Source organism: Micromonospora antibiotica, assembly GCF_017599305.1.
Classification (GTDB): domain Bacteria; phylum Actinomycetota; class Actinomycetes; order Mycobacteriales; family Micromonosporaceae; genus Micromonospora; species Micromonospora antibiotica.
Genome location: NZ_JAGFWR010000002.1, coordinates 424,379 through 445,866, shown reverse-complemented (window position 1 = coordinate 445,866; position 21,488 = coordinate 424,379). Strand labels below are relative to the sequence as shown.

The following is a 21,488-nucleotide window of genomic DNA, read 5'->3' as shown; positions in this document are numbered from 1 at the left end:
GCCCCACCCGGAGCCGGTCGTGACGGGTGTGGGAGCGGTCAGTGCTCCCGGTAGGTGGCCCGGTCGAAGTCGGCGTGGCCGCCGTCGCCACCGAGGTCCTGGACCCAGAGACCCAGGAACGCCCCGGTGAACCCCCAGGCCGCCGGCTCGCCGTCGATGATCAGGGCGGCGTGCTCGTCGGACAGGATGGTCGCGTCCAGGTCGATCGGTAGCTGCTGCCAGCCCGCGCCCAGGTCGTAGCCGAAGCGCACCACCGGGCCGTCGAACTCCGCCCGCAGACCCACCCGGGTGGCCCCGTCGGTGTCGACGGTCAGCTCCGGATAGGCGGTACGCCGGCCGTTGTCCGAGCTGAGCAGCTCCAGCACCGTCCGACCGTCGTCGGTCCGGGTCAGGTAGAGGTGGTGCCAGTTGAGGGTGTTGTAGTAGGCGGTGATGCCGGCCAGCTGACGGTGGTCGACCGGGTCGAACTCGACCACCGTGTCGAGGGTGCACCGGGTCGCGCCGACCCGCCGGGCCACCAGACTGGGGGCCTGCCGGCCCACCGGGGACTGCCCACCGTGCACCCGCAGGTGCGACGGGCGCGAACGCAGGTCGATCCAGTCCGGGGTGGCCGGTCGACGCAACGTCGACCAGGCCGGGCCCAGCTCGGCGGCGTCGAAGTCGTCGGTGGCGGGCTCGGCCGGCCACGGGTGCGCCGGCAGGTCCGGCGCGGCGACCTCGTCCGCCGGCACGCCGCCGGGGATCCGCGGCCAACCGTCCGTGGGCCACTCGACGCGCTGGATGGCCGTCTCCCGGCCCAACACGCAGCTGCCCAGCGGAGAGTAGGGGCGGCCGACCAGGTGGGCCAGGTACCACCCGCCGTCCGGGGTGCGCACCAGGCTGCCGTGGCCGGCCTTCTGCAACCGCAGCTCGGGCCGGCCGACGGAGGTGAGCAGCGGACCGTCCGGGTCCACCTCGTACGGTCCGAACAGCTCCCGGGACCGGGCCACGGTGACCTGGTGTTCCCAGCTGGTGCCGCCCTCCGCGGTGATCAGCCAGTACCAGCCGTCGTGGCGGTAGAGGTGCGGGCCCTCGGTGACCCCGACCGGGGTGCCGGTGAACAGGATGCGGGGCCGGCCGACGAGGCGGCGCGCGGCCCGGTCGTACTGCTGGATCTCGATGCCGGCGAAGCGGTCCCGGCCGGGCCGCCAGTCGGCGCTCATGGCGAGCAGCCAGCTGGTGCCGTCGTCGTCGTGGAACAGGGCGGCGTCGAAGCCACGCCCGTGCAGCTTCACCGGGTCGGACCAGGGTCCGGTGATGTCGGGCGCGGTGACCAGGAAGTTCTGCGGGTCCCAGTAGCCGCTGGCGAAGCTGGCCACGTCGCTGTAGACGAGGTGGAACAGACCGTCGTGGTAGGTCAGGTCGGGTGCCCAGATCCCGTTGGAGTCGCCGCAACCGCGCAGGTCGAGCAGGCGGCGGTCGGTGACGACCCCGCCCAGTGCCCGCCAGTGCACGAGGTCGCGGGAGTGGTGCAGCCGGACCCCGGGGTACCACTCGAAGGTCGAGGTGGCCAGGTAGTAGTCGTCGCCGACGCGCAGGATCGACGGATCCGGGTGGAACCCGGCGAGGACGGGGTTGCGGATCGACCGGGCAGCGGTCGCCACTTCAGCGGTGTCGGTCGACACGGGCACTCCTCGGGCAGCTCTCGAAACTTTCGGAATCATGGCCATGGTCGGTGAAGCCCTGCACACGCTAGCCGTTTTCGCCGCGATAGGACAGAGGTCTTGACCCGCGCGGAAACAGCTCGTAGCGTGCCCGCCATCGATCGGTAATACCGGCGACGCTCTGAAAGTTCCGGAGATACACGTTTCGAAATCGCCGGCTCGACCGGCACCCGAGCACCTCGTGAGTCCCCCGAAGGGATGGATCATGACCGCCCACCTCTCCCGCAGATCGCTGCTCGGCCTCGTCGGCGCCGGTGCCGGCGCGTACCTGCTCAGCGGCTGCAGCGACGACGCCTCCGACGACCCGGACGCCCCGCAGACGATCAACTGGTGGCACATCCAGAACACCGAGCCGATGCTGCCGGTCTGGGCGGCGGTGGCCCAGGAGTACCAGAGCGCGCACAGCAACGTGAAGATCGAGATCCAGCCGCTGGAGAACGAGGCGTTCAAGGCCAAGCTGACCACCGCCACCCAGGCCGGCTCCCCGCCCGACCTGTTCCAGTCCTGGGGCGGCGGGGTGCTCAAGCAGCAGGTCGACGCGGGTCTGGTCAAGGACCTCACCGAGACCATCGCCCCGTGGAAGGACGGCCTGCTGCCGCTGTCCCTGGAGCCGTACACCGTGGACGGCAAGATCTACGGGGTGCCGTTCGACATCGGGATGGTCGGCTTCTGGTACAACAAGGACCTCTTCGCCCAGGCGCAGATCACCGCGCCGCCGGCCACCTGGGCCGAGCTGCTCGACGTGGTCCGCAAGCTCAAGGCCGCCGGGATCACCCCGGTCGCGCTGGCCGGCAAGGACAAGTGGCCGGCCCACTTCTACTGGGCCTACCTGTCCATGCGCATCGGCGGGCTCGGTGCCCTCCAGCAGGCCGCCAAGGACAAGAACTTCGAGACCCCCGACTTCGTGGCCGCCGGTGAACGGCTCAAGGAACTGGTCGACCTCCAGCCGTTCCAGAAGGGCTTCCTGGGCGCGGAGTACGGCTCCCCGGACGGCCAGGCCGCCACCATGGGCAACGGCCGTGCCGCGCTGGAGTTGATGGGGCAGTGGGCCCCGTCGGTGCAGGCGTCCAGCTCCACCAGCAAGAAGGGGCTCGGCGACAAGCTCGGCTTCTTCCCGTTCCCGGCCGTCGACGGCGGCAAGGGCACGGCCACCGAGGTCTTCGGCGGCGGCAACGGCTTCGCCGTCGGCAAGGACGCCCCGCCGGCCACCCTGGACTTCCTCAAGACCCTGCTCAGCGTCGACGTGCAGCGTCGCAGCACCAAGACCGGCGCGGTGCTGCCGACGGTCAAGGAAGCCACCGACGCCGTCGCCGACCCGAACAACAAGGTCGTCGCGCAGACGCTGGCCGCCGCCACCGGCTTCCAGCTCTACCTCGACCAGGCCTACCCGCCGGCCGTCGGCCAGCAGGTCAACGACAGCGTCGCCGCGCTGGTCGCCGGCAGCAAGTCGCCGGCGCAGATCCTCAAGGACATCACCCAGGTGGCGAAGACCCAGTAGTACCGTCCCACCCCATCGATCACCAGCCGCCGGCGAGAACTGAGTGGAGCAGGCATGACCACGCCATCGATCCTGTCGAATGCGGGACCCGGCGGCCGAGTGACCGAACCGTCGGGGCCGGGGCCGGGCGGCGTACGCCGTACCGGCCGCCGGCCCCGGCCGGGCCGGCGCCGGGCCCTCGCCGTCTTCCTGGCCCCGTCCCTGGTGCTGTTCCTACTGCTGGTGCTGACCCCCATCGTGGTGGCCGGCTACGCCAGCCTCTACAAGTGGAACGGCTTCGGTCTGCCCGAGAACTTCATCGGGCTGGACAACTACACCCGGGCCTTCGGCGACCCGGTGTTCCGGGGCGACCTGTGGCACGGGCTCGTGCTGATCGTGCTCTCCCTGGCGGTCCAGCTGCCGGTCGCGATGGGCCTGGCGATGCTGCTCAACCAGCCGCTACGGGGGCGCGCGATCTACCGGGTGATCTTCTTCGCCCCGTACGTGCTGTCCGAGGTCACCACCGCGGTCCTGTTCAACCTGGTGTTCTCACCCAACCGGGGGTTCGGTGACGCCATCTCCCGGTTCCTGGGGGCCGACGCGGGGGCCGTCTTCGCCGACCCGGACACCGTCCTGTACGCCGTCTTCCTGGTGGTCTCCTGGAAGTACTTCGGCCTCTACATGATCCTCTTCCTGGCGGCCCGGCAGAACATCCCCAAGGAGCTCAACGAGGCGGCGGTCACCGACGGGGCCAGCGCGTGGCAGGCGTTCCGGCTCGTCACCCTGCCGCTGCTCGGCCCGACCATCCGGATCAGCGTGTTCCTGTCGGTCATCGGCACCATCCAGCTCTTCGACATGGTCTGGGTGCTCACCGGCGGTGGGCCGATCCACGCCTCGGAGACCATGGCCGTGACGATGTTCCAGTTCGGCTTCCGCCGCTTCGAGGTCGGCTACGCCAGCGCGATCAGCATCATCATGTTCCTGCTGAGCCTCGTCTTCGCCCTCATCTACCAGCGCGTCGTCCTGCGTCGGGACACCGAGGGCGCCCTCACCGTCCAAGGAGACCAGCGATGACCACCTCGGCGAACCCGGCCCAGCGGGGCCGTCGCCTCCTGTTGCACCTCGTCTGCATCGCCGTCGGCGCGCTCATCGTCGTGCCGGTCTGGTTCGGGGTGATCGGTGGGTTCAAGGACAACGGGCAGCTCTCCACCAACCCGCTCGGCCTGCCCGACCCGTGGGTGCCGGGCAACTACGTCGAGATCTTCACCGCCGGGGTGTTCTGGCGCAACGTGGGCAACAGCGTCCTGATCGCCGTGGCCAGCACGTTCGTCGTGGTCGCGGCGGCGGCGATGGCCGCGTACGTCTTCGCGCGGTTCGCCTTCCGGGGGCGGGAGTTCCTGGTCACCATCTTCGCGATCGGGCTGATGTTCCCCTTCGCGGTGGCGATCCTGCCGCTGTTCATCCTGCTGCGCGGGATGGGGCTGCTGGACAACCCGCTCGGGGTGATCCTGCCCCAGGCCGCCTTCGGCCTGCCGATCACCATCATCATCCTGCGGCAGTTCTTCCGGAGCATTCCCGGCGAGGTCGAGGAGGCGGCGACCCTCGACGGCTGCGGTCCCTTCGGGTTCTTCTGGCGGGTGCTGCTGCCGATGGCCCGGCCCGCCCTTGCCACGGTCTCGGTGTTGGCGCTGGTGAGCAGTTGGAACAACTTCATGCTGCCGCTGGTGGTGTTCACCGACCAGAGTTGGTGGACGCTTCCCCTCGGGGTCCAGGCGTTCCAGGGGCAGTACTCCGACGACACCGCCAAGGTGCTCGCGTACGTCGTGTTGTCGATGATCCCGGCGCTGGGCTTCTATGCCATCGCCGAACGTCAGCTCATCGGTGGGCTCTCCGGCAGCGTCAAGGGGTGACCCCGACCTGCTGCGATAGCCTTCTGCAACCGTAGTTCCCCCGACCGAAAGGGTGACCGTGGGCTCCGAGAACGGCAGGAACGTCACCATCGCGATGATCGCGCGGTTGGCGGGCGTCTCGGTGCCCACGGTCTCCCGGGTGATCAACGGCCGGTCCGACGTCGCCCCGCAGACCCGGGAACGGGTGGAGGAGTTGCTCACCCGGCACGGCTACCGACCCCGCTCGGCGGCCCGCCGTACCCAGTCCGCCCTGATCGACCTGGTCTTCAACGACCTGGACAGCCCCTGGGCCGTGGAGATCATCCGGGGCGTGGAGGACGTCGCGCAGGCCAGCGGCGCCGGGACCGTCGTGTCGGCGATCCACCGGCGGACCTCGTCGGCCAAGCAGTGGCTGGACAACATGCGCACCCGTTCCACCGAGGGGGTCATCTTCGTGACCTCGATGGTGGAGCCGCCGTTGCAGGCGGAGCTGCGCCGGCTGCGGTTGCCGGTGGTCATCGTCGACCCGGCCGGGGTCGCCCCCCAGGAGGCCCCGACGATCGGGGCGACCAACTGGGCGGGCAGCCTGCGCGCCAACCAGTACCTGCTCGGCCTGGGTCACCGGCGGATCGGCTTCATCGCCGGCCCGCCGCAGCTGATGTGCAGCCGGGCCCGGATGGACGGCTACCGGGCCGCGCTCGACGCCGCCGGTCTCGCCGTCGACGACCGGCTGGTCCGGCCGGGCAACTTCTACCACGAGTCCGGTTACACGGCCGGCATGCACCTGCTGGGCCTGCCCGAACCGCCGACCGCGATCTTCGCCTCCAGCGACCAGATGGCCCTCGGGGTCTACGAGGCGGTCCGTAAGCGTGGCCTGCGGGTGCCGGACGACGTCAGCGTGGTGGGCTTCGACGACCTGCCGGAGGTCCGCTGGTGCTCGCCGCCGCTGACCACGATCCGGCAGCCGCTGGCCGAGATGGGCATGCTGGCCGCCCGGACCGTGCTGCGGTTGGCCCGGGGCGAGACGATCGAGAGCCCCCGGGTGGAGCTCGCCACCGATCTGGTCGTGCGGGACAGCGCCGCCGCGCCGCGTATCCGCTGATCCGGGCCGGGTCGGCGGTCGGCCGATCGACGCCGGAGGGTGGCCCGTAGCGGCCGGTCGGCCGGTCCGGGCGGCCCGATCGGACAGCATTGCATCGACAGTCATCGAATGCCAGACTGTTCTGGCGTCGTCACGCTCGGGAGCCAGCGTGACCACTCGTGCGCCGATTCGTCGGACACGCGAGGTGGCCGCGCCACCCCGCGCCGGGCAGTCCGCGACGGTGACCACCGGTCGGTCCTCCGCGCCCGTCGACCGGGCCGTCCGGCATCCGCCCGGCTGTGACAGCCGATGATCGCGCAGCACCTCACCCGCCCACCGCACGGTGGGCGACAGTCCCGGATCCGGCACCTCGGGCCCGTCCCGGCCGTCGGTGCCCCCGCAACCCCTCGGAGGTACGGATGCTCCGCACGCTCGGCGTGGTGCTGGCGACCACGACCCTGACCCTGGCCGGTTGGGCCGGCACACTCACCGGCGCCCAGGCCCAGCCGGCGCTCTCGGCCACCCCCCTGCCCACCCCCACCTACACGTGCCCCCCGGCGCTGCCGGTCTCCGGGCAGTTCATGTCGGCCAGCGCCACGAGCATCACCGTCCGGTACTCGATGCTCATGACCCCGCCGTGCGGCTACAACCCGCCGATGACCCTGGTCCTCTTCGCCAGCCGGGAGGACGCGACGGCCTGGCTGAACCCGGTGGCCTCGGCGGTGTCCGGCCCGGAACGGCAGGGTGAGATCACGGTCACCGGGCTGACCCCGGACAGCGAGTACTGGTACCGGTTCAGCGCCGGGGAGAAGCACGACCCGTACGTCATCAACGGTCCGGTCCGGACGCTGCCGGCCGGGTCCGCGTCGTGCCGGGCGACGATCACCTTCGACAACCGCTGGACCGGTGGGTACGCCGCCACGGTCACCGTGCGCAACACCGCCGAGGAGACGCTCAACGGCTGGCAGGTCACCTGGCGGTGGTTGGGCGACGAGCGCATCTCGGCCCTCTGGAACGGCGTGCTCACCATCTCCGGTCCCGACGTCACGGTGCGCAACGCCTCCTGGAACGGCACGCTGGCCCCGGGTGGCAGCACGACGTTCGGCATGCTCGTCTGGACCAACGCGCCGGGCCCGCTGACGCTGAACTGCGGCCGGTGACCGCCTACGCCGGCCGGCAGGCGACGGCCGGGCCGGCGCGCGGGCGCACCGCACGGGACTGAGGTCCGCACCGGCGGGCCGCCACCCACCGGGGTGGCGGCCCGCCGTCGGCGCGGCCCGCCGCCCGGTGACCCGTCAGCCGGTCAGCGACTGCCTGATCCGCGCGTACTCGGCGGCCATCTCCGGTGTCGCCAGGAAGTCGTCGAGCGCGGCCGAGACCCGGTGGTCGACCTCCTCGACCGAGCGCAGGGCGAGCTCGTGCAGCTCGCCGCGCCGGTGCCCCTCCAGGTACGTGGTCCAGTGTTCGAGGGCCGACAGGGCGATCAGCAGGCCGGGGTCCATGTCGCCGTCGGCGAGGATACCCTCGTCGATGCGGTCGAGGTGGGAACGCAGCTCGCCCGCGTCGGCCGTGGCGATCCGCTCCCGCGCGGCGGCCAGCGCCGCCCACGCGTCCTCGTCGAGGTCGTCCGCGCCGGCCTCGTCGATCAGGTCGGCCGCCAGCAGGCGGGTGACGGTCGCCAGCCCGAAGGCGTGCAGGGCGTCCTCGTCGGCCGCGTCGACCAGCTCCCGGATGGCCGCGTCGCACTCGTCGTATCGCACCGCGCCAGGGTAGTGCCCGGTCGGCGGGCCACCGCCGGTGGCCCGCCGACCGGGACGGAAGCCTTCCGCCCGGCCTACGGCCGCCAGCGGATGCTCGGGTTCACCTGACCGGTCCAGTTGAAGATGGCCATGTTGTCCCACTGGTTGCCGGTGCCGTTGATGTTCGCCGGGTCCCAGCCGTTTCCCGGCACCGCGTACCAGGTCGGCTCCCAGTAGAAGACCCCGACCGCGCCGGCGTTGCGGGCGGTGTCCTGCACCCAGGAGAACTCGGTGGCCTGGCCGCTCCAACTCGCCTGGTGACCCGCGCAGGGTTCGGTGCCGTTGATCGCGTTCGCCTCGTTGTCGGCGTTCGCGGCGGTGAACGGGTACGCCGTCTCGGTGAGCACCACCGGCTTGCCGTACCGGGTGCGGACGTCGGTGATGACGTTGTAGAGGTTGGCCAGCGTGCCGTGCCACATGCAGTAGTAGGACAGGGCGGTCAGGTCCCACTGCACGCCCTTGGCCCGGATGCCGTCGTAGAACCAGCGGGCGTGGTCCATGCTGTCCGCGTTGGCGGTGTGGATGATCACCTGGGTTCCGCCGTTGCACGCCTTGGTGGCCTGGTAGCCGGCCTTGAGCAGCAGGCTGAGGTTGGTGAAGTCGTTGTTGACGACCTTGCCGTCGTTCCAGAGCATGCCGACGTTGATCTCGTTGCCGATCTGCACGCTGTCCGGGGTGGTGCCCTGGTTGCGCAGGCTGGTGCAGACGTCGGAGGTGTAGTTGTAGACGTCGGTCTGGAGCTGGCCGATGCCGTGGTTGGCCCAGGCGGCCGGCTTGTACTGCTTGCCCGGGTCGGCCCAGGTGTCGGAGTAGTGGAAGTCGATCATCAACTTGAGGCCCTTGGCCTTGACCGTCTTCGCGTACGCCAGCACCTTCGCCTTGTTGTTCCAGCCGCTGGCCGGGTTGTTCCACACCCGCAGCCGGACGTAGTTGACGCCGAGGCCCTTGAGGATGTCGAGCGGGTCGCGGGCGGTGCCGCCGGCGTCGTAGTACCGCGCGCCGAGGTCCAGGCTGCGCTGCACGGAGGAGACGTCCGCGCCGAGCATGGTCAAGGTGTTCGCGGCCGACGCCGATGTCGGCGGGCCGAGCAGGGCGGCCGGCAGGGCGACCGCCGCGAGGAACGCGACGGCCCAGGCCCGCAGGCGGGAGCGGTACGGAGTCATCCGGACCTCCTCGGTGGTGGGGTGGTGGTGGGGGACCTGCCGGCGTCGGGGCGGCGACACCAATAGACAGACTTGACTATAGCGGGGTGTGGGGCGGTCGACTCCGTGCCGGCGACGCGAAGCGGGCCACCCGGAAGCCCGGATGGCCCGCCCGCCGTGCCACTGTCAGAGGTTCAGGCTCCAACTGTTGACGTAACCGGTGTCGAGGCTCGCCGCGTCCTGGACCCGCAGCTTCCAGCTGCCGTTCGCCACCTCCGAGGAGAGGTTCACGGTGTACGTCTGGTCGATGTTGTCGGTGCTGCCCCCGGAGCGGCTCTGCAACGTGTAGACGCTGCCGTCCGGGGCGACCAGGCTGACCACCAGGTCACCGATGTAGGTGTGCACGATGTGCACCTCGACCTTGCTCGCGGTCGACGGGGTCGCCGCGCAACCGCTGATCACGATGGTGCTCTCCACCGTCGAGTTGTCGGCGATCGGGACGTCGGTGCCGTTGGTGCCGGAGCAGCCCGGCAGCCCGTTCACCGTCACGTTCAGCGTGGTCGTCCGGGCGACCGAGGGGGCGGTGCCCACCACCGTGATCGGCACCGTGCCGCTACCGGCGGTCGCGGCAGCGGTGACCGTGACGGTGGTCGACCCGCCGGCGGTGACCGACGACGGGCTGAACGACACGCTCACCCCGGCCGGCAGCGGTCCGGTCGAGAAGGTCACCGTCTCGGCGGTACCCCGGATGACCGTGGTGGAGACCGTTGCGGTGCCCGAGGTGCCCGGGTCGAGGGTCAGCGTCGCCGGGGCGACCGCGACGGAGAAGTCGTTGGCGGCGCACGACTCGGTGCCGTTGACGTTCACCGCGGTCCAGGCGGCCATCACCGCCTTGTACTCGGTGCTGCACAGGCCGTACAGGTCGGTGGCGGCCGACAGGGTGTGCAGCCGCGCGGTGTTGGTCGGCTGGGCGGTGTTCACGTAGCGGGTGTTCGACACGAAGTACGCGTCCAGCGCGCGGAACCAGATCTTCTCCGCCTTCTCCCGGCCGATGCCGGTCACCGGCGGGGCCGACCCGCACAGCGGCGAGGTCCCGTACGGGGTCACCCCGGAGCCCTCGGCCAGGTTGAAGAAGAAGTGGTTGGCCACCCCGGAGGAGTAGTGCACGTCGAGGCTGTTGGTGCTGCTCGACCAGCAGCCGTGCGACGACCCGTCCAGCGTCGGGTTGTACATGTAGCGCAGCGGCGCACCGGTGCCCCGGATGTCGATCTTCTCGCCGACCTCGTAGTCACCGGGGTCGACCGGGGTGTTCGCGTAGAACTCCACCATGTTGCCGAAGATGTCGCTGGTGGCCTCGTTGAGGCCGCCGGACTCGCCGGAGTAGGTCAGGCCGCCGGGGACCACGTTCTCGGTGACGCCGTGGGACATCTCGTGGCCGGCGACGTCGAGGGCGACCAGCGGCTTGGCGTTGCCCGCGCCGTCGCCGTAGGTCATCTGCGCGCCGTCCCAGAAGGCGTTGACATAGGCGTTGCCGTAGTGCACCCGGCTCGGCACGCCGGTGCCGTTGCCGAAGATGCCGTTGCGGCCGTGCACCTCGGTGAAGTAGTCGAAGGTCGTCGCCGCGCCGAAGTGGGCGTCGACCGCGGCGGACTGCCGGTTCGAGGCCGCGCCGGTGCCCCACACGTTGTCGGCGTCGGTGAAGGTGGTGCAGGTCGAGGTGCCGTTGTTCATGTCGCAGGTGCGGCCGTTGCCCCGGGTCGGGTCGATCATGCTGTACGTGGCCCCGGACTGCGTGGTGTCGATCGCGACCGGGCCGGCGTAGATGCTGTTGCCGGTGCCGACGACGGACTCGATCTCGTCGTAGGAGCCGATCCGGGCGCCGGTGAGCGCGTCGCTGATCACGTGCAGCTTCGAGGGGGTCTGCCCGTCCGGTGCCCAACCGGTGACCACGGTCTCCCAGGCGAGCCGGCCGGTGCCGCTGCTGGCGTCGACGAACAGCTCCGCCGCGCCGGTGCCGGTGACCTTGCCGGAGAACTCGGCGGTCGCCGCCCTGCGCGCCTTGGCGGCGCTGACCTTCGGGGTGGTGGCGAGGGTCAGCGGAGCGGCCAGGCCGACCGAGCTGCCCGCGTAGTCGCCGTCGGCCTCGGTGCGGATGACGAAGTCGCCGCCGTAGACGCGCAGCCCGTCGTACGTGCGGGTGTAGCGGACCGCGCCCCCGCCCTTGGCGTCCCGCCGGCTGCTGTGCACGGCGTAGCGGTCCTTCGCCGAGGACCTGACGGCTCCGGCGTGATTCTTGAGGGCGGTGTCGGCAGCGGCGACCAGCGCCGGCCCCGGGGTGGATGGTGGGGCTGCGGACACGCTCGTGGTGGTGACCACGAGACCGCTGCCGACCAGCATGGTGACGCCGGCCAGCGCTAGGGCTGATCTCAAACTGACCTCCCCAATCCGAGATGCTCTCGCATCTTTCGATAGCGAGATCATCGTCGGCTGTGGAGAGTCTGGGAAGACAGTTGTCGATGGCTATTCATACCGAGTTGCCCATCCGGGCGATGGTATGACCGACGAGTTGTGTCCGGGGTGTTCCATCCCTGTTACGGACGGAACACCCCGGCAACACCCGCTCGCGCCGTCAGCGCAGGCCGGCGAAGAGGTCGTCCTCCGGCAGGGCCGCCCCGGTGGTGTCGCGGACCCGGACGAAGGTCTCCCGACCCATCAGCTCGACGAACCGGTCCCGGCCCATCCGCAGGAAGAAGATGTTCTCGGTCTGGCTGGCGTGGGCGGCCAGCGCGTCGAACTTCTGCACGCCGTAACTGCTGGTGTCCACCCAGGTGGTGATCTCGTCGTCGGGCAGGCCGAGCTGCGGCCCCGGCGCGTCCCCCGCGTCCGGCTCGGCCCACTCGACGCCCAGCTCCTTCATCACCCGGCCGAACTCCGCGAACGCCGTGTGCGGGATGGTGGTCCAGTAGACCTTCGCCGGGATGTCGGTCATCGCCACGGCGGCCATGGTGATCCGGTGGGCCTGGATGTGGTCGGGGTGACCGTAGAAGCCGTTCTCGTCGTAGGTGACCACCACGTCCGGGCGGTAGCGGCGGATCAGCTCCGCCAGCCGGTCCGCCGCCTCCACCACAGGCGTGGTCCAGAACGCGCCGGGCATGTCGTTGTTCGGCCAGCCCATCATCCCGGAGTCGGCGTAGCCGAGCGTCTCCAGGTGGCTGACCTTCAACGCCGCGCAGCTGGCCTCCAGCTCCTCCTGCCGCATCGCCACCACCGCCGCCGGATCGTGCCCCGGCTCACCCGGCTTGACCCCACCGGGACCGTCGCCGCACCGCCCGTCGGTGCAGGTCACCAGCACCGTGGTGATGCCCTCCGCCGCATACCGGGCCAGCACGCCGCCGGTGCTCGTCGCCTCGTCGTCGGGGTGCGCGTGCACCGCCATCAGGGTCAGACCTCGCTCAGCCATACCCTCACCCTAGGCGTCCCGACCGACGACGGCGGGTACCGGCCCACCGGGGCGACGCGTGCCGGTGCCCCGGCAGATAATGGACGCCATGACCACCACCTGGAACGTCCCGGGTCTGCCGTTCACCCTGTCCCCGTCTCCCGAGGCGGCGTGGACGATCGCCGAGGCGGACGGTGTGGTGAGCGCGTCGGCCGCCCCGCGTACCGACATCTTCATCGACCCGGCGTCGGGCGACCCGCTCCACGCCGAGCCGACGATCACCGCGGCCACCCTGCTCGGTCTGCCCCCGGACGGCGACTTCCAGTTCAGCGCCCGGGTCGGCGTCGACTTCGCGGCGACCTACGACGCCGGGGTGCTGCTGCTCTGGGTCGACGAGCGGCACTGGGGCAAACTCTGCTTCGAGTTCTCTCCCGACGGCGAGCCCATGATCGTCTCGGTGGTCGGCCGGGGGGTCGCCGACGACGCTAACGCCTTCGTCGTCGACGGCCGTACGGTGTGGCTGCGGGTGTCCCGGATCGACCACGCGTTCGCGTACCACGCCTCGGTCGACGGGCGGACCTGGCGGATGGTCCGGTACTTCACCGTCGACGGTGCGGCCACCGCCGCCACGATCGGTTTCGAGGCGCAGTCGCCGATCGGGGACGGCTGCCGGGTCACCTTCGACGACATCCACTTCACCCGCGACCGGCTGGCCGACCTGCGCGACGGCTCCTGACCCGTGCCCCGGTCGTCGCCGCCGACCCGTCGGGTGGGTGCGGGCGTTCGACCCGCACGGCGTCGCCCCGGACGAGTTCGTCGTGGACGCGCCGGCGGGCGGCGGTGACGGCGTGCCCGGCGCGCACGTCGCCGTCGGCGAGCCGCTGGCGCAGCAACCGCAGGGCGGCGGCGCGGTTGAGGCCGAACCGCCGTTCGGAGTCCACCACGACGACGAGGCCAGAGGGCCGGTGGGTCGCCCGTGCCGCCGTGCTGACCTTGTTGCGGTGCTGGCCGCCGGGCCCGCCGGTGCGACAGGCGACGACGTGCACGTCGGCCTCGGTGAACGGCGTGGCCGGGGGGTCCACCGGGCACGGCCTGGCGGTGACGTACCAGTTCTTCCGACCCGTCGCGGGCCGGTACGGGCTGGGGGCCTGCCAGCACAGGGTGCCGGTCCACGAGGCGGCGACCGCCTCCGCGTCGGCCCCGTCGAGCCGGACCAGGACCGACCGGTAGGTGGCGGGCCGGTCACCGGCGACGGTCTCGAACCGGTGGGTGCTCACCCGGTGCCGGGCGGCGTCGGCCGTCAGCCGGTCCAGCAGCCGGGCCACCGCCCAGGCGCACTCCTGCGGGCCCCGCCCGGCCGACAGGAGCAGGTGGACGCTCATCCCCGGCCCCGCTGCCGACGCTCGTCCCGGCGTGCCGGTCGGAGCCCGGGCCCGAGGTCGGGTGTCTTGTAGGTGACCAGTGGGACGGTGCTCGCCACGGGGGTGGCCAGGCCGTGGCCGACCAGATCGGCGATCACCTGCTCGATACGTTTGTAGGCCGTCGGGGCCTCCTCGAAGAGCAGCTGCCGGTCGCCGCACACCACCAGCGAACCGACCGGCGTCCGCCGCAACTCGGCGACCGTGTGCTTCGCCCGGCCCCGACGCAGGGCGTCGGCGCGGGACATCTTGCGACCCGCCCCGTGCGCCACCGAATAATTGGCCGCCGGGCCCGCGTGGCCGGCGACGAGGAACGAGCGGGTGCCCCGGGTACCGGCGACCAGCACGTCGCGGCCGTCACCCGGGGCCGCGCCCTTACGGTGCAGGTAGCTGCCGTCACGGACCTCGACCAGGTTGTGGCACTGGTCCACGATCGGCGCGGTGGGCTCGGCCCCCAGGGCATGGGCGACCCGGGCGGCCAGCAGCCGACGGTTGAGCGCACCCCAGCGGACGGCGTCGTCGTGCCGCGCCAGGTAGCCGGCCGGATCGGGGGCCGGACCCGCGCCGTGGGCCTCGGTGTGCGCCCGCAGGATCCGCTCACCCAGGCCGCGGGATCCGCTGTGGACAATGAGCACGAGGTCACCTGCGGTGAGCCCGAGCCGGCCCGCGTGGTCCGCCGCGAAGACGGTCTCGATCCGGGCCAGCTCGACGAAGTGGTTGCCCCGACCGACCGTGCCGAGGCCCTCGACGTGGCCGGCCGGCGGATCGCCGGCCGCGACGGCCCAGGCCGGATCGTCGGCGTCCCGCCCGGGGTCCAGCGCCCGGTCCAGGTCGGGGAAGCGGGCGGCGAGCCGCTCGGGTACGACGCGCCTGAGGCCGATCGGGAACACGGCGATGCCACACCCGATGTCGGAGCCCACCAGATGCGGGTAGAGCACGGTCGACGCCATCGCGGCGCCGATCGGGGCGCCCTTGCCCGGGTGCAGGTCGGGCATGGCGGCGACGTGGCGCATGCCGTCGAGGGCCGCCACCTGGTGGCACTGCCGGACGGCGTCGGACTCGATCCAGCTCTCGGGGGAGGCGAAGACGGTGACGGTGGCCGTGGTCGACGGCGGCGGGAAATGCTGTGGGGACACGGACGCTCGTTTCGGGTGACGGGAACGGACGGCGCGGCGGCGCGCGATGGCGCGCGGTATCACGGCGGCATGCGGCGCACGCGGTGGCGCGGTGCGGGCGGGATGCGGAGGTGTCCGTCAGTACGTCATGCCCACCAGCCTGGCGCACCGGACCGCTGCGGCCAACGGGTTTTCGGCCGGCCGCTCAGCCGATCGGGATCCCCAGCGGATCGGCGAGCAGCCGCGTGAAGCCGAGTTCCGCCGCGCCGACCAGGGTGGCGTCGTCACCGAGGGCGCAGACCCGCAACTGCGCCCGGGACCGGGAGACCGGCAGCACGTTGGCGGTGATCCGCTCCTGGACGTGCGTCGCCGCGCCCCGGTACACCTCCCGCAGCACACCACCGAAGATCACCATGCCGGGATTGAACAGGTTGATCACGTTGGCCACCCCGATGCCCAACCAGTCGCCGACGGTCCGCAGGGCGTCGCGGGCCGCCGGTTCGCCGCGACCGGCCGCCTCGACCACCTCACGGACCGCGTCGCGACCGATCAGGTCGGCGGGTCGACCGGCCGCGTCGAGCAACGCCCGCTCGCCGACCTCCGCCTCCAGACAGCCGCGCGAACCACACCCGCACGGCCTCCCGTCGTACGGGTTGACGAGCATGTGACCGACCTCGGAGCCGTACCCGCCGTCGCCGCCGAGCAGGTCGCCGCCGACGATGATGCCGCCCCCGACCCCGACGTCGCCGTGCAGGTAGACCAGGTTGCGCACCCCGACGCCCACCCCACGCTGGTGTTCGGCCAGCGCGCCCAGGTGGGCCTCGTTGCCGACCAGGACCGGCAGGCCGAGATCGAGTCGACGCCCTAGCTCCGCGCCGAACGCCTGGTCCACCCAGCCCAGGTCCGGGCCGAACCGCACCATCCCGTCGCCGGGCCGGATCATCCCGCAGTACGACGCGCCGATCCCCACGCAGACCGCCCCCGGTGCCGCTGCCCGGTGCAGGTCACGCCCGAGGTCGGCCAGCACCCCCGCCACGGTGTCCAGGTCGACGCCCGCGCGGGCCCGGGGCGCCTCCCGGCGGTCCTGGATCTGCCCGCCCAGCCCGACCCGGGCGGCCACCAGCCGGTCCACCGCGATGTCGAAGGCGAGCACGAAGACCCGGTCGGACGCGGGCCGGACCATCAGGGACGGCCGGCCGGCCCGGCCGGTCAGCTCGGGGAAACCCTCCCGCACCAGGCCGGCCGCCACCAGTTCGGTGGTGAGCGCCAGGACCGTGCTGCGGTTCACGCCCAGCCCGGCGGCCAGCCCGGCGCGCGACACCGGTCCGCCGAGGTGCACCCGGCGCAGCAGCGCGCCCAGGCTCCGGCGGCGGCTGTCCCCCGGCGACTGCCCGTCCACGGTCGGACTCTTCGGCATCACGAGGCGGCCCTGTCGATCGGCGGCTGACTACCCGTCGAGCGTAGTTGCCGTCGCCGCCGTGCGTCACCTCGCGCGCCCGGCCGGTGACCGTCCCCACCCACCGGTGCGGGCCCCCACGTGTCGTGGAGCCCGCGGGTCAGCCGTCGATCCGGGTGATGTTGCGGATCTTGTTGGCCGCGTCCAGGGCGGCGACCTTGTACGCCTCGGACAGGGTCGGGTAGTTGAAGACCGTGTCGATCAGGTAGTCGACCGTGCCGCCGCACCCCATCACGGTCTGCCCGATGTGGACGATCTCGGTCGCGCCGGTGCCGAACACGTGCACCCCGAGCAACCGGCCGTCCTGCGGGGAGACGAGCAGCTTCAACATGCCGTACGAGTCGCCGACGATCTGACCGCGGGCCAGCTCGCGGTAGCGGGCGATGCCCACCTCGAACGGGGTGGAGCTGTTGGTCAGCTCCTCCTCGGTCTTGCCGACGAAACTGATCTCCGGGATCGTGTAGATGCCGATCGGCTGCAACTCCTGGAGTTCCCGGGCCGGCTCGCCGCAGGCGTGCTGCGCGGCCATCCGGCCCTGCTCCATCGAGGTGGACGCCAACGCCGGGAAGCCGATCACGTCACCCACCGCGTAGATGTGCTCCACGCTGGTGCGGTAGTGCTCGTCGACCGAGATCCGGCCGCGCTTGTCGGCCTCCAGGCCCGCCGCGTCCAGGGCCAGGTCGTCGGTCTGCCCCTGCCGGCCGGCCGAGTACATGACCGTGTCGGCGACGATCTTCTTGCCGCTCTTGAGGATGCACAGCGCGGCGTTCTGGTGCTTTTCCACCGCGGCGACCTCCTCCCCGAAGCGGAAAGTCACCGAAAGGTCACGCAGGTGGTACTTGAGCGACTCGATGATCTCCTCATCGCAGAATTCGAGCATCCGGTCCCGGCGCTCCACCACGGTCACCTTCGTCCCCAGCCCGGCGAACATGGAGGCGTACTCCATGCCGATCACGCCGGCACCGACGACGACCATGCTGCGCGGCACGGCCTGCAGGTTGATCACCCCGTCGGAGTCGACGATCGTCCGGTCGTCGAAGTCGACGCTGTCCGGCCGGGCCGGTCGGGTGCCGGCGGCGATGACGGCCTTGTCGAAGGTGATCCGGGTGTCGTGCCCGGAGCCGCCGTCCACCCAGATCGAGTGCGGGTCGGCGAACCGGCCGGTGCCGGTGATCAGCGCGACCCGGTTGCGGCCCAGTTGGTTGCGGATCACATCGGTCTGCCGCTCGATCACGTGCTGGGTACGGGCGGCCAGGTCGGCGACGGTGATCTCCTCCTTGACCCGGTAGCTGCTGCCGTAGAGGTCGCGCTGGCTCAGGCCGGTCAGATAGAGAACGGCCTCCCGCAGCGTCTTGGAGGGGACGGTGCCGGTGTTGATGCACACCCCACCGATCATGTCGCGGCGGTCCACGATGCCGACCCGCCTACCGAGCTTCGCGGCGGCGATCGCGGCCTTCTGACCGCTGGGCCCGGAGCCCAGCACCAACAGGTCGTAGTCATACACGGCACCTAGCCTTGCAAGCTGCCGCAACTTCCGCCACTCGTGATCGTCGGGCGGGCGCCATCTCGTCCCGGGCAGGGCCCGGGTGCGTACGGCCGAGGGGATCGAGGTGGGGGAGCGGGTGGCCGTACACCTCACCCTCGACCTCTGGCCGGCCCGGCACCGCGGCCCTGACCGGCCCGAACTCCGCGACCGCCCGGCAGAGCACCGGGGGACGGCGCTACGGTGGGCCGGTCGCCCCGGCCACCCGCCGTGGCCGCGTCCCGACGCCGGGCGTGCCGCTGGGCGACGCCGGACGCGACGAAGGGATCAGGTGACGGCAGCGTCATGACCGACTACGGACACGAGTTGCTGTTCGGCGGCTTCCTGACCCCCGACGCCCGGCAGCCGGAGCAGGTCGTCGCCCGGGCCCGGCTCTGCGAACAGGCCGGCCTGGACCTGGTCACCTTCCAGGACCACCCCTACCAGCCGGGATTCCTCGACACCTGGACGCTGATGTCCTACCTGGCGGCGGCGACCAGCCGGATCAGGTTGGCCGGCAACGTGCTCAACCTGCCGCTGCGGCAGCCGGTGGTGCTGGCCCGTAGCGTCGCCAGCCTCGATCTGCTCAGCGGCGGCCGGGTCGAACTCGGCCTCGGCGCGGGTGCGTTCTGGGACGCCATCGAGGCCAACGGTGGCCGACGGCTCGCCCCGGGGCAGGCGGTGGACGCGGTGGACGAGGCGATCCGGATCATCCGCGAGGTCTGGGCCGCCGACCGGCGCGGCGGGGTGCGGGTCGACGGCGAGCACTACCGGGTGGTCGGCGCGAAGCGTGGTCCCGCCCCGGCGCACCCGGTGGGGATCTGGGTCGGGGCGTACAAGCCGAGGTTGTTGCGGCTGGTGGGCCGGGCGGCGGACGGCTGGTTGCCGTCGCTGTCGTACCTGCCGAAGGGGCCGGCGGAGCTGGCCGACCTCAACGCGCTCGTCGACGAGGGTGCGGCGGCGGTCGGGCGTGACCCCGCCGAGGTGCGGCGGTTGCTGAACGTCTCCGGTCGGTTCACCCGCACCGGTGCGGGTTTCCTCGAGGGGCCGCCGCAGCAGTGGGTGCGGGAGCTGGCCGACCTGGTGCTGACGTACGGCACCTCCGGCTTCATCCTCGGCTCGGACGATCCCACCAGCATCCAGCTGTTCGCCCAGGAGGTCGCTCCCGCCGTCCGTGAACTGGTCGCCGCCGAGCGGGCCGGGTCGACCGCGCCCGGGTCATCGGGGTCCGCCGGCGAAGGCGCACCGGCCGGGTCGGCCGAGGACGCGTCGGCCGGGTCGGGTCCTGTGGCGCAGTCCGGGTCGGCCGAGGGCGGGTCGGCGGCGGGCTCCGGCGGGTCGGGCGCCGCGCGGCCACGGGAGGTCGTCCGGGCCGGGGGCACAGCCGGGCTGGCGGTCACCCCCACCCCGGCACCGCAGGTACGGCACAGCGACCACCGGCTCTGGGACGAGTCGACCCGGCCGGTCGCCCCGCCGGCCCCGCCCGGGCACGTCTACTCCCCGCAGGCCCAGGCCGTCGGCGGGCACCTGGTCGACGTCCACGACCACCTGCGCCGGGAGTTGGGCGAGATCCGTGACCTGCTCGATCAGGTCCGCCGGGGGGTGGTCTCCGCCGGGGACGCCCGGGGGGTGCTCAACCGGATGACGATGCGGCAGAACAACTGGACGCTGGGGGCGTACTGTGCCGCGTACTGCACGCTGGTCACCCAGCACCACGGGTTGGAGGACGACGCGATCTTCCCGCACCTGCGGCGGGCCGACCCGGGGCTGGTGCCGGTGATCGACCGGCTGGAGCAGGAACACGTGGTCATCCACGACGTCGTGGAGGGCGTCGACCGGGCGCTGGTCGCGCTGATCGAGGACCCGGAGCGGCTGGCCGAGCTTCAGCGGGCGGTGGACGTGCTCACCGACACCCTGCTGTCGCACCTGTCCTACGAGGAGCAGAACATCGTCGAGCCGTTGGCCCGCTACGGCTTCTTTCCCGGTCAACTCTGATCCGTCCCGGTGCGGCGGCTACGGCTGGGAAGCGGGACCGGGCGGGTGACGGCGTTCGGTTCGTGGTGCCATAATCGTGATGGTGCCCGTGGATGTCACCCGGGCCCGGGGGGCGCCTCCGCACCGCGCGGACGGCGGGGACCGACCCTCCGGAGGCCACAGTGGAATCCCCCTCCCTCGCCGACCTCGTCGACCTCGTCGACGGGCTGCTGCAACTGGGTGCTGCGGCGCTCAGCCTCGCCGCCGCCGTCGTGGTCGCCCGGACCGGCCGCCGGTCGGGCCGACAGCGCGACGACTGAGCCGGCCTCGGCGGGGCCGGTCCGCATCGACAGGGCGACCGCTGCGGCCGTCGGACGGCTCAGAGGAACGCCCCGACGCGCGGGGTGGCGCCGTCCCAGCGGAAGATCGCCGCGTACAGCGCGCGGCGGGCGTTGGCGGGCAGCGAGCCGTCGGCCTGTTGCCGGCACGGGGTGGTGCCGGCGCAGACCCAACCGTGCAGGAAGAGCCGCTGCTCGTCGTCGACCAGGGCCGGGACGAGATCCGCGCCTCCCGGGCCGCAGATCCCGGTGCCGGACGTGGTGAGCAACGAATGCTCGGTCCTGCCGTGGAAGTCCCACCGGTCGGTGGAGGTGAGATAGACGGTGGCGTAGCTGCAGTTGTCGTAGCCGTACCGGGAGGCGAACAGCACGTACGTGGAGCCCCGCTGCCGCAGCACCGGGTTCTCGATGATGCCGGCGTTGCGGACCAGCTCACCACTGGCGTTGCCGACCCAGCGGGTGCCCGTGTCGTCGAGCCGCAGCATCCGGATCGACGACGGGGTCTGCTGCGTCTTGTAGAGCACGAACCGCTTGCCGTCGGCGTCCTCGAACGGGGACGGGTCGATCACGCCGGCGGCGGCGACCGGCCGTCCCGCCACCGCGTCGTCCGCTCCGTGCGCGCCACCCGGGCAGATCAGCGGCGCGACACCCACCGGCGTGTACGTCCCGTCGACGGTGTCGGAGGTCGCGGCCCCGATGCACCGCTGTCCGTTCTTGCCCTTGGCGGGCGCCGAGTAGTAGAGCACCCAGCCGGTGGCGGTACGGACCGCGTCGGGGGCCCATACCGCGCCGTTCTCGGCCCAGTCCGGGACCGATCCGAGGGTCGTGCCGAGGGCGCTCCACGGCCCGGACGCGGTCTCGCCCCGGTAGGCCGGGGCCCGGGTGCCGGTGGCGAACACGACGAAGGTGTCGTTGTGCCGCACCACGCCGGGGTCGGCGATCCCGCCCGAGGGGGCGTACACCGGTTGCGGGGTGGCCGCTGCGGCGGGCGCGGCGGCGGTGCCGGCGACGAGCGTGACCACGACGGCGATCAGCGACGGTCGCCAGGTCGTTCGTGGATGCATGGGGTCTCCCGGTGCGACAGGCGGGTGGAGGACGGCGTCCGGGCCGGTGTCGGGCGGGCCCCTGCGCCACT

General features: G+C 71.9%; 18 protein-coding genes. 8 read left to right on the top strand and 10 right to left on the bottom strand.

What is annotated here, in order from left to right; genetic code table 11:
• Nucleotides 1–38 precede the first annotated feature (38 nt).
• The gene (locus JQN83_RS06890) at nucleotides 39–1,664 is read right to left on the bottom strand and encodes a glycoside hydrolase family 43 protein (protein WP_208566192.1); all 1,626 of its coding nucleotides are present in this window, start codon (nucleotides 1,662–1,664) and stop codon (nucleotides 39–41) included.
• Between the two features lie 244 nt (nucleotides 1,665–1,908).
• Between JQN83_RS06890 and JQN83_RS06885 the strand changes: the two genes are divergently transcribed.
• The 5 genes from JQN83_RS06885 to JQN83_RS06865 all read left to right on the top strand — a co-directional run bounded on the left by JQN83_RS06885 (nucleotide 1,909) and on the right by JQN83_RS06865 (nucleotide 7,310).
• Nucleotides 1,909–3,201: an extracellular solute-binding protein gene (locus JQN83_RS06885; protein WP_208566191.1), complete on the top strand. Its 1,293-nt coding sequence runs from the start codon at nucleotides 1,909–1,911 to the stop codon at nucleotides 3,199–3,201.
• Between the two features lie 54 nt (nucleotides 3,202–3,255).
• Nucleotides 3,256–4,254, top strand: coding sequence for a carbohydrate ABC transporter permease (locus tag JQN83_RS06880; RefSeq protein WP_208566190.1), 999 nt, complete (start codon nucleotides 3,256–3,258; stop codon nucleotides 4,252–4,254).
• On the top strand, nucleotides 4,251–5,090 hold the full coding sequence (locus JQN83_RS06875; RefSeq protein ID WP_208566189.1) for a carbohydrate ABC transporter permease: 840 nt from the start codon (nucleotides 4,251–4,253) through the stop codon (nucleotides 5,088–5,090). Before JQN83_RS06880 ends, JQN83_RS06875 begins: the two co-directional genes overlap by 4 nt.
• Nucleotides 5,091–5,184: 94 nt before the next feature.
• On the top strand, nucleotides 5,185–6,171 hold the full coding sequence (locus JQN83_RS06870; protein WP_244251979.1) for a LacI family DNA-binding transcriptional regulator: 987 nt from the start codon (nucleotides 5,185–5,187) through the stop codon (nucleotides 6,169–6,171).
• A gap of 398 nt (nucleotides 6,172–6,569) precedes the next feature.
• Nucleotides 6,570–7,310: a cellulose binding domain-containing protein gene (locus JQN83_RS06865; protein ID WP_208566187.1), complete on the top strand. Its 741-nt coding sequence runs from the start codon at nucleotides 6,570–6,572 to the stop codon at nucleotides 7,308–7,310.
• A 135-nt stretch (nucleotides 7,311–7,445) separates the two neighbouring features.
• Here the strand turns inward: JQN83_RS06865 and JQN83_RS06860 are convergent, their stop codons facing one another.
• From JQN83_RS06860 to JQN83_RS06845, 4 genes are all read right to left on the bottom strand, one after another.
• Entirely contained in the window at nucleotides 7,446–7,910 is a 465-nt protein-coding gene (locus tag JQN83_RS06860; RefSeq protein ID WP_208566186.1) for a hypothetical protein, read from the bottom strand.
• A gap of 74 nt (nucleotides 7,911–7,984) precedes the next feature.
• Nucleotides 7,985–9,112 carry a glycoside hydrolase family 53 protein gene (locus tag JQN83_RS06855; RefSeq protein ID WP_208566185.1) on the bottom strand — a complete coding sequence of 376 codons (1,128 nt, stop codon included), beginning with the start codon at nucleotides 9,110–9,112 and terminating at the stop codon, nucleotides 7,985–7,987.
• Nucleotides 9,113–9,277: 165 nt separating this feature from the next.
• Entirely contained in the window at nucleotides 9,278–11,521 is a 2,244-nt protein-coding gene (locus JQN83_RS06850) for a M4 family metallopeptidase (protein WP_208566184.1), read from the bottom strand.
• Nucleotides 11,522–11,720: 199 nt separating this feature from the next.
• A complete protein-coding gene (locus JQN83_RS06845) occupies nucleotides 11,721–12,551 on the bottom strand; it encodes a PIG-L family deacetylase (RefSeq protein ID WP_208566183.1) in 831 nt (276 codons plus the stop codon).
• An 88-nt stretch (nucleotides 12,552–12,639) separates the two neighbouring features.
• Between JQN83_RS06845 and JQN83_RS06840 the strand changes: the two genes are divergently transcribed.
• Complete coding sequence (locus JQN83_RS06840; RefSeq protein WP_208566182.1) at nucleotides 12,640–13,266, top strand: DUF1349 domain-containing protein; 627 nt, start codon at nucleotides 12,640–12,642, stop codon at nucleotides 13,264–13,266.
• On the opposite strand, the gene prfH is transcribed toward JQN83_RS06840, so the two are convergent.
• The 4 genes from prfH to sthA all read right to left on the bottom strand — a co-directional run bounded on the left by prfH (nucleotide 13,226) and on the right by sthA (nucleotide 18,023).
• Complete coding sequence (gene prfH / locus JQN83_RS06835) at nucleotides 13,226–13,912, bottom strand: peptide chain release factor H (RefSeq protein ID WP_208566181.1); 687 nt, start codon at nucleotides 13,910–13,912, stop codon at nucleotides 13,226–13,228. The two genes, JQN83_RS06840 and prfH, sit on opposite strands and share 41 nt — an antisense overlap.
• The gene (locus JQN83_RS06830) at nucleotides 13,909–15,084 is read right to left on the bottom strand and encodes an RNA ligase RtcB family protein (protein ID WP_208566180.1); all 1,176 of its coding nucleotides are present in this window, start codon (nucleotides 15,082–15,084) and stop codon (nucleotides 13,909–13,911) included. Before JQN83_RS06830 ends, prfH begins: the two co-directional genes overlap by 4 nt.
• A gap of 184 nt (nucleotides 15,085–15,268) precedes the next feature.
• Nucleotides 15,269–16,480 (bottom strand): ROK family protein, encoded by a 1,212-nt coding sequence (locus JQN83_RS06825; RefSeq protein ID WP_208566179.1) that lies wholly within the window; start codon nucleotides 16,478–16,480, stop codon nucleotides 15,269–15,271.
• Nucleotides 16,481–16,619: 139 nt separating this feature from the next.
• A complete protein-coding gene (sthA, locus tag JQN83_RS06820; protein WP_208566178.1) occupies nucleotides 16,620–18,023 on the bottom strand; it encodes a Si-specific NAD(P)(+) transhydrogenase in 1,404 nt (467 codons plus the stop codon).
• Between the two features lie 324 nt (nucleotides 18,024–18,347).
• Between sthA and JQN83_RS06815 the strand changes: the two genes are divergently transcribed.
• Both JQN83_RS06815 and JQN83_RS06810 read left to right on the top strand, forming a co-directional pair.
• Nucleotides 18,348–20,036 (top strand): LLM class flavin-dependent oxidoreductase, encoded by a 1,689-nt coding sequence (locus JQN83_RS06815; protein WP_208566177.1) that lies wholly within the window; start codon nucleotides 18,348–18,350, stop codon nucleotides 20,034–20,036.
• A gap of 161 nt (nucleotides 20,037–20,197) precedes the next feature.
• Nucleotides 20,198–20,335 (top strand): hypothetical protein, encoded by a 138-nt coding sequence (locus tag JQN83_RS06810; protein ID WP_208566176.1) that lies wholly within the window; start codon nucleotides 20,198–20,200, stop codon nucleotides 20,333–20,335.
• Between the two features lie 59 nt (nucleotides 20,336–20,394).
• Here JQN83_RS06810 and JQN83_RS06805 read toward each other — a convergent pair whose 3' ends face one another.
• Nucleotides 20,395–21,417 carry a glycoside hydrolase family 43 protein gene (locus JQN83_RS06805; RefSeq protein WP_208566175.1) on the bottom strand — a complete coding sequence of 341 codons (1,023 nt, stop codon included), beginning with the start codon at nucleotides 21,415–21,417 and terminating at the stop codon, nucleotides 20,395–20,397.
• Nucleotides 21,418–21,488 lie beyond the last annotated feature (71 nt).